The sequence below is a fragment of the Kitasatospora sp. NPDC096128 genome, from assembly GCF_040303105.1.
Taxonomy (GTDB): domain Bacteria; phylum Actinomycetota; class Actinomycetes; order Streptomycetales; family Streptomycetaceae; genus Kitasatospora.
The window spans coordinates 1-11,949 of the sequence record NZ_JBEOSP010000013.1 but is presented as its reverse complement, the minus strand read 5'-3'; the positions used below and the strand labels follow the sequence as shown (position 1 = coordinate 11,949).

Below are 11,949 nucleotides of genomic sequence, written 5' to 3'. Positions count from 1 at the left end.
GCGCGCGGGGCAGCCCGCCCCTGACTTTGCCCGAAAAACCACTGCTGGGAGACGACCGTGTCCGACGGGGACAAGCTTCGTAGTTACCTAAAGCGGGCCATCGCAGACGCTCAGGACGCCCGCGCCCGGCTGCGCGAGGTGCAGGAGCAGGCCGCGGAGCCGGTGGCGATCGTCGGCATGGCGTGCCGCTTCCCGGGTGGTGCGGACAGCCCGGAGGAGTTCTGGGAGCTGCTGTCCTCGGGCGGTGACGCGGTGGGCGGGTTCCCGACCGACCGCGGCTGGGATCTGGACGACGTCTATGACCCGGACGGCGAGCGCGAGGGCACCTCGTACGTGGCGCAGGGCGCGTTCCTGCGGGACGCGACCCGCTTCGACGCCGGGTTCTTCGGGATCAGCCCGCGCGAGGCGATGGCGATGGACCCGCAGCAGCGGCTGCTGCTGGAGACCTCCTGGGAGGCGCTGGAGCGGGCGGGCATCGACCCGGCCGCCCTGCGGGAGACGGCGACCGGGGTGTTCGCCGGCGGCTTCGGGTCCAACTACGGGATCGGCGTCTCCTGGTCCGCCGAGGCCGGGTCCGGCGTCGAGGGCCACCTGATGACCGGCAACGCGACGAGTGTGCTGTCGGGCCGCGTCTCGTACGTGCTGGGCCTGGAGGGCCCGGCGGTGACGATCGACACCGCGTGCTCGTCCTCGCTGGTCGCCCTGCACCTGGCCGCCCAGGCGCTGCGCTCGGGGGAGTGCACGCTGGCCCTGGCCGGCGGTGTCACGGTGCTGGTGTCCCCGGGGACGTTCGTGGAGTTCTCGCGGCAGCAGGGGCTGTCCGCGGACGGTCGGTGCCGGGCGTTCTCGGAGGACGCCGACGGGACCGGCTGGGCCGAGGGTGTGGGCATGCTCGTGGTCGAGCGGCTCTCGGACGCCCGCCGCAACGGGCACAAGGTGCTGGCGGTGCTGCGTGGTTCGGCGGTCAACCAGGACGGTGCGTCCAACGGTCTGACGGCGCCGAACGGTCCGTCGCAGCAGCGGGTGATCCGGGCGGCGCTGGCCAGCGCGCGGCTGTCGGCCGCGGATGTGGACGTGGTGGAGGCGCACGGTACGGGTACGACGCTGGGCGACCCGATCGAGGCCCAGGCGCTGCTGGCCACCTACGGCCAGGAGCGGCCGGAGGGCCGGCCGCTGTGGCTGGGGTCGGTGAAGTCCAACATCGGGCACACCCAGGCCGCGGCCGGTGTGGCCGGTGTGATGAAGATGGTGCTGGCGCTCCAGCACGAGGAACTGCCGCCCACGCTGCACGCCGAGGTGCCGTCCTCGCACGTGGACTGGTCCGCCGGTGAGGTGGAACTGCTGACGGAGTCGGTGCCGTGGCCGGCGGGGGAGCGCCCGCGGCGTGCGGGCGTCTCCTCCTTCGGCATCAGCGGGACCAACGCGCACGTGATCGTGGAGGAGGCGCCGGCGGCCGAGGCCGTCGAGGCTGCCGAGGCGGAGCCGGCGGCGCCGATCGCGGACTCGGTGCTGCCGGGTGCGGGTGCGTGGGTGGTGTCGGGCAAGACGGCGGAGGGTCTGACGGCTCAGGCGGGTCGGCTGCGGGAGTGGGTCGCCGCGCGGCCGGAGTTGGAGCCGGTGGATGTGGCGTGGTCGCTGGCCGCGACGCGTACGTCCTTCGAGCACCGGGCAGTCGTGCTCGGTGCCGCGCGCGACGAGCTGATGTCGGGTCTGCAGGGCCTCGCCGCCGGGGTTTCCTCCGGTGCGGTGGTGTCGGGTGTGGCCCGGGCGGATGCCCGGGTTGGTCTGGTGTTCGCCGGTCAGGGTTCGCAGTGGGCCGGGATGGGCCGGGGGCTGTACGAGGGCAGTCCGGTGTTCGCGGAGGTCTTCGACCGGGTGAGCGGGCTGCTGGAGTTGGAGCTCGGGATCTCGGTGCGGGATGTGGTGCTCGGGACCGAGGGCGTCGATGAGGCGCTGGTGGACCGGACGCTGTATGCGCAGGCGGGGTTGTTCGCCTTCGAGGTGGCGGTCGCGGCGGTGCTGGCGGCGTCCGGTGTGGTGCCGGATGCGGTGGTGGGTCATTCGGTGGGTGAGGTCGCGGCCGCGTATGTGGCCGGGGTGCTGTCGTTGCCGGATGCGGTGCGTCTGGTGGCGGCGCGGGCCCGGTTGATGCAGGCGTTGCCGAGTGGTGGTGCGATGGCGGCGGTCAACGCGTCGGAGGCGGAGGTCGTTGCGACGCTTGCCGAGGGTGCGGTGATCGCTGCGGTCAACGGGCCGGAGTCGGTGGTGGTCTCGGGTGAGGTCGAGGCTGTGGACCGGGTGGTGGAGGTGTGGCGGGAGCGGGGTCGTCGGGTGCGGCGGCTGCGGGTCTCGCACGCGTTCCACTCGCCGGCGATGGACCCGGTGCTGGGCGAACTCGCTGCTGTGGCGGCCGGGTTGGAGTTCGGTCGTCCGCAGGTGATGTGGGCGGGTGCGCTGACCGGTGAGCTGGTGACGGAGTGCGAGGCGGGTTACTGGCCGGCGCAGACGCGTCAGGCGGTGCGGTTCGCGGATGCGGTTGCCGCGCTCGCCGAGCAGGGTGTGACGGTGTTCATCGAGGTCGGCCCGGACGGCTCGCTGTCCTCGCTGGGCTCGGACATCGTCGCGGGCAGCGGGAACGAGGAGGCTGTGTTCGTCCCGCTCCAGCGGCGCGACGACGAGAGCGTCCCGAGTCTGGTGGCGGGCCTGGCCCGGGCTTATGTCAACGGCGCTTCGGTGGAGTGGAGTTCGGTGCTGCCGGCCGGTACGCCGGTCCAGCTGCCGACCTACGCCTTCCGCCACCAGCGGTTCTGGCCGGAGGGCGTGGTGTCGCTCACCCCGCCGGCGGTCGGCGCGGACGGCGCGAGCAGTGCGGCGGAGGCCGAGTTCTGGGCCGCTGTCGAGAACGGGGACCTGGCCCGCATCGCCGACACGCTGGCCATCGAGGACGGGCAGCAGCTGAGCGAGGTGCTGCCGGCCCTGGCGTCCTGGCGGCGCCGCGAGAAGGACCGGCTGGCGACCACGGGCTGGCGTTACCGGGTGAACTGGGCGACGGTCGCCGAGCCCGACGCCCGGGTGCTGTCGGGGGCCTGGGTGCTGGTGGTTCCGGCCGGGTTCGACGGGCAGGCGTACGGTTCCGCGCTGGCTGCCCGTGGTGCCGAGGTCGTGGTGGTCGAGGTGCCGGCCGGGCTGGTGAGCCGGTCCCAGGTGGCCGGGCTGCTGGCCGAGGCCGTCGAGCCGTCCTCGGTGGCGGGTGTGCTGTCGCTGCTGGCGCTGGACGGGACGGCGCTGCCCGAGCACCCGGTGGTGGCAGGAGGTCTGGCCGCCACCCTGGCCCTGATCCAGTCGCTCGGTGACGTCGGGGTCGAGGCGCCGCTGTGGCTGGCCACGCGTGGTGCGGTGGCGGCCGGTGCGGGTGAGGCGCTGGTCAACCCGGTGCAGGCGCAGGTGTGGGGTCTGGGTCGGGTCGTCGGCCTGGAGCACCCGGACCGTTGGGGCGGGTTGGTCGACCTGCCCGAGGTGCTGGACGAGCGGGCCGGTGCCCGGTTGGTCGCGGTGCTCGCGGGCTGCGGTGAGAACGAGGTCGCGGTCCGGTCCGCCGGGATCCTGGGCCGTCGGCTCACCCGGGCCTCGCAGCTGCGGGGCAAGGACCGCTGGGCGCCGCGCGGCAGTGTGCTGATCACCGGTGGCACCGGCGCGATCGCCGGGCACGTCTCGCGCTGGCTGGCCGAACGCGGCACCGAGCGGCTGGTGCTGACCGGCCGGTCCGGCCCCGCCGCCACCGGCATCGCCGCGACCGTCGCGGCTTTGGCCGGGCGGGGTACGCGCGTGGACGTCGTGGCGTGCGACGTCAGCGACCGTTCGGCGCTGGCCGGGCTGGTGGACTGGATCGGTGGGACCGGTCCGGCGCTGTCCTCGGTGCTGCACACCGCCGCCGTCCTGGACGACGGGGTGGTGGACGGCCTCTCGGCGGAGCGGCTGGCATCCGTGCTGCGGGTGAAGGCCGAAGGCGCCGTCCTGCTCGACGAGTTGACCTCAGGCCTGGACCTGGACGCCTTCGTGCTGTTCTCCTCGGCCGCGTCCACGCTGGGCGCATCCGGCCAGGGCAACTACGCGGCGGCCAACGCCTTCCTGGACGCCCTGGCGGAGAACCGCCGGGGCCGCGGACTGCCCGGCCTGTCGGTGGCCTGGGGCGCGTGGGGCGGTGGCGGGTTCGCCGAGTCCAGCGAGGCGGCGCGGGCCCGGGTCAAGCGCGGCCCGATGCCGGCCATGGACCCGCAGCTCGCCGCCCGCGCCCTCGGCGGGGCACTGGACGGCCCGGACGCCGTCGTCACCGTGATGGACGTCGACTGGGCCCTGCTGGTCTCCGCGTCGGGCTCGGTGGACCTGCGGGAGGTGCCGCTCTTCCGCGACCTGCCCGAGGTCCGCCGGCTCGCCGCCCGAGGAGCCGGGGCTGAAACCCGTACCGAGGGTGAACTGGCCCGCCGACTGGCCGGGTTGGGCCGGGCCGAGCAGGAGCGGGTGCTCGCCGACGTGGTCCGGGCCGAGGTCGCGGTCGTGCTGGGGCATGCCTCGGCCGACGCGGTCGAGGACCGGCGCTCGTTCAAGGACCTGGGCTTCGACTCGCTGACCGCCGTCGAGCTGCGCAACCGCCTCAACGCGGTGAGCGGCGTCCGGCTGCCCGCCACCCTCGTGTTCGACTACCCGACCCCGCTGCTGCTGGCCCGCTTCCTGCGCGGTGAACTGACCGGCGAGGCGGCCGGATCGGGCGCGGCCGTCGCGGTGAACGCCGCGGCCGCGGACGAGCCGCTGGCGATCGTCGGCATGGCCTGCCGCTTCCCGGGCGGCGCGGGCACTCCCGAGGAGTTCTGGGAGCTGCTCAACGCGGGCGGTGACGCGGTGGGCGGGTTCCCGACCGACCGCGGCTGGGACCTGGAGGGTGTGTACGACCCGGACGGTGAGCGGGAGAACACCTCCTACGTGGCGCAGGGCGCCTTCGTCCGGGACGCGGCCGAGTTCGACGCGGGGTTCTTCGGGATCAGCCCGCGTGAGGCGCTGGCGATGGACCCGCAGCAGCGGTTGCTGCTGGAGGCCTCCTGGGAGGCCCTGGAGCGGGCCGGTATCGACCCGTCGGGGCTGAACGGCAGCGCGACCGGCGTCTTCGCCGGTGGCTACGCCTCGGGATACGGCTTCACCCTGGCGGGCGAGGAGGGCTCCGGTGTCGAGGGCCACCTGCTGACCGGCAACGCGACCAGCGTGCTCTCCGGCCGGGTGTCGTACGTGCTGGGCCTGGAGGGCCCGGCGGTGACGATCGACACCGCGTGCTCGTCCTCGCTGGTCGCCCTGCACCTGGCCGCCCAGGCGCTGCGCTCGGGGGAGTGCACGCTGGCGCTCGCCGGCGGCGCCACGGTGATGGTGACGCCGGGCATGTTCGTCGACTTCTCGCGGCAGCAGGGGCTGTCCGCGGACGGTCGGTGCCGGGCGTTCTCGGAGGACGCCGACGGCACGGGCTGGGCCGAAGGCGTGGGCATGCTCGTGGTGGAGCGGCTGTCGGACGCCCGCCGCAACGGGCACAAGGTGCTGGCGGTGCTGCGTGGTTCGGCGGTCAACCAGGACGGTGCGTCCAACGGTCTGACCGCCCCGAACGGTCCCTCGCAGCAGCGGGTGATCCGGGCGGCGCTGGCCAACGCGCGGCTGTCGGCCGCGGATGTGGACGTGGTGGAGGCGCACGGTACGGGCACCACGCTGGGCGACCCGATCGAGGCGCAGGCGCTGCTGGCCACCTACGGCCAGGAGCGGCCGGAGGGCCGGCCGCTGTGGCTCGGCTCGGTGAAGTCCAACATCGGGCACACCCAGGCCGCGGCCGGTGTGGCCGGTGTCATCAAGATGATCCTCGCCCTGCAGCACGAGCGGCTGCCGCAGACGCTGCACGCCGATGAGCCGTCCTCGCACGTGGACTGGTCCGCCGGTGAGGTGGAACTGCTGACGGAGTCGGTGCCGTGGCCGGCGGGGGAGCGCCCGCGCCGGGCCGGGGTGTCCTCGTTCGGGATGAGCGGCACCAACGCCCATGTGATCGTGGAGGAGGCGCCGGCGGCCGAGGCCATGGAGACCGTCGAGGCGCCGGAGACGGTGCCGGTGGTGGCGGGTGCCGGTGCGTGGCTGGTGTCGGGTCGGTCGGCCGAGGGGCTGGAGGCCCAGGCGGAGCGGCTGCGGGAGTGGGTCGCCGTGCGGCCGGGGCTGGAGCCGGCGGAGGTGGCGTGGTCGTTGGCGACGACGCGTTCGGTGTTCGAGCACCGGGCGGTCGTGGTCGGGACCGAGCGCGCCGAACTGCTGGGCGCCGTCGAGAGCTTGGCGGCTGGTGTGCCGTCGGGTTCGGTGGTGTCGGGTGTGGCGCGGCCGGGTGCGCGGACGGTGTTCGCGTTCGCGGGTCAGGGTTCGCAGTGGGTCGGTATGGGTCGTGAACTCGCCGAGGTGAGTCCGGTGTTCGCGGCTCGGCTGGCGGAGTGCGCGCAGGCGCTGGCGCCGTATGTGGACTGGAAGCTCGCTGATGTGCTGGCGGGTGCCGAGGGCGCTCCCGCGCTGGAGGCCGCCGATGTGGTGCAGCCGGCGTTGTGGGCGGTGATGGTGTCGCTGGCGGCGGTGTGGGAGGCCGCGGGGGTGACGCCGGATGCGGTCGTCGGTCACTCGCAGGGTGAGATCGCGGCGGCGACGGTCGCCGGGATGCTCAGCATCGAGGACGGTGCCCGGGTGGTGGCGCTGCGCTCCCGGTCGCTGAAGGTGCTGGCGGGTCTGGGCGGGATGCTCTCGGTGAGCAGCCCGGCCGTTGTGGTGGAGGAGCGGATCGCGCGCTTCGGTGAGCGGCTGTCGCTGGCGGCGGTCAACGGGCCTTCCGCCGTGGTGGTTTCGGGTGATCCGGAGGGTCTGGAGGAGCTGAAGGCGGAGTTCGAGGCCGAGGGTGTGCGTGCCCGGTTGGTCGCGGTGGACTACGCCTCGCACTCCGCGCAGGTGGACCGTCTCGAAGCGGAGATCACCGCTGTTCTTGCCGGGGTCAGCCCTCGGCGGGGCCGTGTCCCGATGGTCTCCGCGATGACCGGCGAGACGCTGACGGGCGAGGAGCTGGACGCCGGCTACTGGTACGCGAGCCTGCGGGCGACGGTGCACTTCGACCGTGCGGTGCGCACCCTCGCGGGCCAGGGTCACCAGGTGTTCGTGGAGGTCACTCCGCATCCGGTGTTGATGGGTGCGATGAACGACACCCTCGAAGAGGTCGCCCACGAGGCCGGCCCGGGTATCGTCCCGGCGGCCGTCTGCGGCACGCTGCGGCGTGACGAGGGCGGGACGGCCCGTCTGGTGGCCTCCCTCGCCGAGGCCTTCGTGAGCGGCGCCACCGTCGACTGGCGCGTGGTGCTGCCCGCCGCCGAGCGGGTCGAGCTGCCGACGTACGCCTTCCGGCACGAGCGTTACTGGCCGCAGGGGATGCTGCCCCTGTCGCTGGCGGGCGCCGGTCAGGACGCGGCCTCGCTGGGGCTGGGTGCGGTGGGTCATCCGCTGCTGGGTGCGGCGGTCGAACTGGCCGGTGGTGCGGGTCTGGTGTGCACCGGGCGGTTGTCGGTGCGTAGCCACCCGTGGCTGGCCGATCACGTGGTCGGCGGGGCGGTGCTGCTGCCGGGTACCGGGTTCGTGGAGATGGTGGTGCGGGCCGGTGACCAGGTGGGCTGTGGTCTGCTGGAGGAGCTGACGCTCCAGGCGCCGCTGGTGCTGCCCGCCGACGGTTCCGGCGTCCAGGTCCAGGTCGTCGTCGCCGACGCCGACGGGGACGGTCGGCGGACGGTCGAGGTGTACTCGCGCCCCGATACCGCCGACGCGCAGCAGGGCTGGGCGCAGCACGCGAGCGGCGTGGTGGCCCCGGCCCCGGCGGCCCAAGCGGCCTCGCGGGCGCCGGGGGAGCTGGCGGTCTGGCCGCCGGAGGGCGCGACCGCGCTCGCCGTCGACGAGGTGTACGACGTCCGGCTGGCCGAGGTGTACGGCCCGGCGTTCCACGGTCTGCGGGCCGCCTGGCGCCGGGGTGAGGACGTGTTCGCCGAGGTGGTGCTGCCGGAGTCGGTGGCGCGGGAGGCGGGGGCGTTCGGTCTGCACCCGGTGCTGCTCGACGCGGCCCTGCACGCCGCCCTGCTGGAGGGCACGCCGCTGTCGGATGCGGAGCCGGAGGGCGGGCCGGACGGGGTCCGGATGCCGTTCGCCTGGACCGGGGTCGAGCTGCACGCCGGCGGCGCGTCGGTGCTGCGCGCCCGGCTGCGGCGCGACGCCCGGGGTGGTCTGGCGCTGACGGCCGTGGACCCGGCCGGTGCCCTGGTGGTGTCGGTGGAGTCGTTGGTCAGCCGACCGGTGTCGGCCGAGCAGCTGCGGGCCGCCGACAGCGGGGCGGCGGGCGCGTTGTTCGTCGAGGAGTGGGCGCCGATCGCCGCTGCCGAGGCCCGGGCCGGGGACTGGGCGCTGATCGGTGCCGACCGGTTCGGCCTGGTCGAGGAGCTGGCGGCCGCCGGCGTGCCGGTCCGGTCGTTCGCCGGCCTGGCCGATGCCGCGGCGGCGACGGAGGCGGGTGCGGCCGCGCCGGACGTGGTGCTGGTCTGCGTCGGTGCGACACCGGCGACGGCTGAGGCCGCGGAGGCCGCGGAGGCCGGGGCGGTCCCGGAGGCCGCCCGCCGGCTCGCCGCCGACGCGCTGGCCCTGGCCCAGGAGTGGCTGGACGAACAGCGCCTGGAGTCCGCCACGCTGGTGGTCGTCACCCGCGGCGGTGCGGCCGTCGGGGGCGGTGAGGCCGTGGCCGACCTGGCCGCCGCCGCGGCCCGGGGCCTGCTGCGCTCGGCGCAGGCGGAGAACCCGGGCCGACTGGTCCTGGTCGACCTGCCCGCCGCCGGAACGGACGGGCGGATCGCCCTCCTCCCGTCGGTCCTCGCGGCCGGCGAACCCGAGCTGGCCCTGCGCGGCGAGAGTGCCTTCGGGCGTCGGCTCAACCGTCCGTCCGGCGCTGGAGCAGCGGTTGAACAGCCTTCGGGCCCCGTCGCCGACGGCCCCCGGACGCTCCTGGTGACCGGTGGGACGGGCACGCTGGGCGGTCTGGTGGCCCGTCACCTGGTGGTGACCGGGCGGGCCCGCGGCGTGGTGCTGACCAGCCGTTCCGGGCCGGCCGCCGCTGTGGTGGCCGGGCTCGCCGCCGAGCTGGCGCAGCTCGGTGCCTGGGTCCGGGTCGTGGCCTGCGACGTCGCGGACCGGGACGCGCTGGCCGCGCTCCTGGCCGCGCTCCCGGCCGACTGCCCGCTGGGCTCCGTCGTCCACGCCGCCGGGATCATCGACGACGGCGTGATCGGCACCCTGACCGCCGACCGGCTGGCCGCGGTCATGCGGCCGAAGGCCGACGCCGCGTGGCACCTCCACGAACTGACCCGGGGTCTCGACCTGGAGAACTTCGTGCTGTTCTCCTCGGCGGCCGGGATCTTCGGCGCGCCGGGGCAGGGCAACTACGTGGCCGCCAACTCCTTCCTGGACGCGCTGGCCGGCCACCGGCGGGCCGCCGGCCTGGCGGGCCTGTCGCTGGCCTGGGGCCCGTGGGTGCACGAGGCGGGCATCGGCCGGGACCTGGGCGAGCACCTGCTGACCCGGATCAGCCGCTCCGGGGTCACGGCCCTGGGCGCGGACGAGGGCCTGGCCGTGATGGACGAGGCGATGGCCCGCGGCGAGGCCGTCCTGGTGCCCGCCCGGCTGGACCTGGCGGACCTGCGGGCGCGCGCCGCCCGTACCGGTGACGTCCCGCCGTTGTGGCGGGCGCTGGCCGGGGGCCGGGTCCGCCGGTCGGCCGCCGCCCAGGCCGTGAGCGGCGCCGACGCGGCCGACGCGCTGCGCCGCCGGCTGGCCGGCCTGTCCGGCCAGGAGCGCGACCGTACGCTGCTGGACCTGGTGCGGGCCCACGTGGCCGTGGTGCTGGGGCACGCCTCCGCCGAGGCGGTCGAGCCCACCCGGGCGTTCACCGACCTGGGCTTCGACTCGCTCACCGCGGTGGAGCTGCGGAACCGGCTGCGGACGGAGACCGGGCTGCGGCTGCCGGCCACGCTGGTCTTCGACTACCCCACCCCCGTCGCCCTGGCCGCGCTGCTGCGCGGCGAGCTGGCGGGCGACCTGCCCGCCGCGGCCGGCCCGGTCCGGCCGTCCGGCGCGGTGACGGACGAGCCGGTCGCGATCGTCGGCATGGCCTGCCGGTTCCCCGGCGGCGTCGACGGACCGGAGGAGCTGTGGGCACTGCTGGCCGGGGGCCGGGACGCGATCGGCCCGTTCCCGCAGGACCGCGGTTGGGACCTCGACGCCCTGTACGACCCGGACACCGAGCACGCCGGAACCTCCTACACCCGGGAGGGCGGCTTCCTCCAGGACGTCAGCGGCTTCGACCCGGCGTTCTTCGGGATCAGCCCGCGCGAGGCGCTGGCGATGGACCCGCAGCAGCGGCTGCTGCTGGAGACCTCCTGGGAGGCCTTCGAGCGGGCCGGGATCGACCCGGCCTCGCTCCGGGGCTCGCAGACCGGCGCCTTCGTCGGCGGCTACAGCTCGGGGTACGCCGCGATGAGCCTTGACGGCGATTCGGAGTTCGAGGGCATCGACAGCCACGTGATGACCGGGAACGCGACCAGCGTGCTGTCCGGCCGGCTGTCGTACACGCTCGGCCTGGAGGGCCCGGCGGTGACGATGGACACGGCGTGCTCCTCGTCGCTGGTGGCGCTGCACCTGGCCTGGCAGTCGGTCCGGGCGGGGGAGTGCTCGCTCGCGCTCGCCGGCGGCGTCACGGTCACGGCGGCCCCGGACGGCTTCATCGCCTTCTCCCAGGCCCGCGGCCTGGCGGTGGACGGGCGCTCCAAGGCGTTCGCCGCGTCCGCCGACGGCATGGGCATGGCCGAGGGTGTGGGCATGCTCGTGGTGGAGCGGCTGTCGGACGCGCGCCGCAACGGGCACCCGGTGCTGGCGGTGATCCGCGGTTCGGCGGTCAACCAGGACGGTGCGTCCAACGGTCTGACGGCGCCCAACGGCCCCTCCCAGCAGCGTGTCATCCGCGCCGCCCTGGACAGCGCGGGTCTGGCCGCGGGTGACGTGGACGCCGTGGAGGCGCACGGTACGGGCACCAAGCTGGGCGACCCGATCGAGGCCCAGGCGCTGCTGGCCACCTACGGCCAGGACCGGCCGGAGGAGCGGCCGGTGCTGCTCGGCTCGGTGAAGTCCAACATCGGGCACACCCAGGCCGCGGCCGGTGTGGCCGGTGTGATGAAGATGGTGCTGGCGCTCCAGCACGGGGAACTGCCGCCCACACTGCACGTGGACGAGCCGTCGCCGCACATCGACTGGTCGGCCGGGCACTCGCGGCTGCTCACCGAGTCGGTGCCGTGGCCGGCGGGGGAGCGCCCGCGCCGGGCCGGGGTGTCCTCGTTCGGGATGAGCGGCACCAACGCGCACGTCATCCTGGAGGAGGCCCCCGCCGAGGCGCCCGCCGAGGACGCCGCCGAACCGCGGACACCGGCCACCGGGCCGGTGCTGTCGGGTGTCGGCGCGTGGGTGCTGTCGGGCCGGTCGGCCAAGGCCCTGTCGGGGCAGGCGGGCCGGTTGCGCGAGTGGGTGGCCGCCCGGCCGGAGGCCGAGCCGGCCGACCTGGCGTGGTCGCTGGCCGCGACCCGGTCCCTGTTCGAGCACCGGGCCGTCGTGGTCGGCGGTGACCGCGCGGAACTCGTGGCGGGGCTGGACAGCCTGACGGCGGGTGCGTCCGCCGGTTCGGTGGTGTCAGGTGTGGCCCGGGCCGATGTGCGCCCGGTGTTCGTCTTCCCGGGTCAGGGTTCGCAGTGGGTCGGTATGGGTCGTGAACTCGCCGAGGTGAGTGCGGTGTTCGCGGCTCGGTTGGCGGAGTGTGAGGCGGCGCTG

Annotated in this window: 1 protein-coding gene; it reads left to right on the top strand. The window is 75.0% G+C overall.

From position 1 onward, the window contains the following. Positions 1-57: 57 nt before the first annotated feature. On the top strand, positions 58-11,949 hold an 11,892-nt coding region (locus tag ABTY61_RS16605), incomplete at its 3' end, for a type I polyketide synthase (protein ID WP_350505705.1).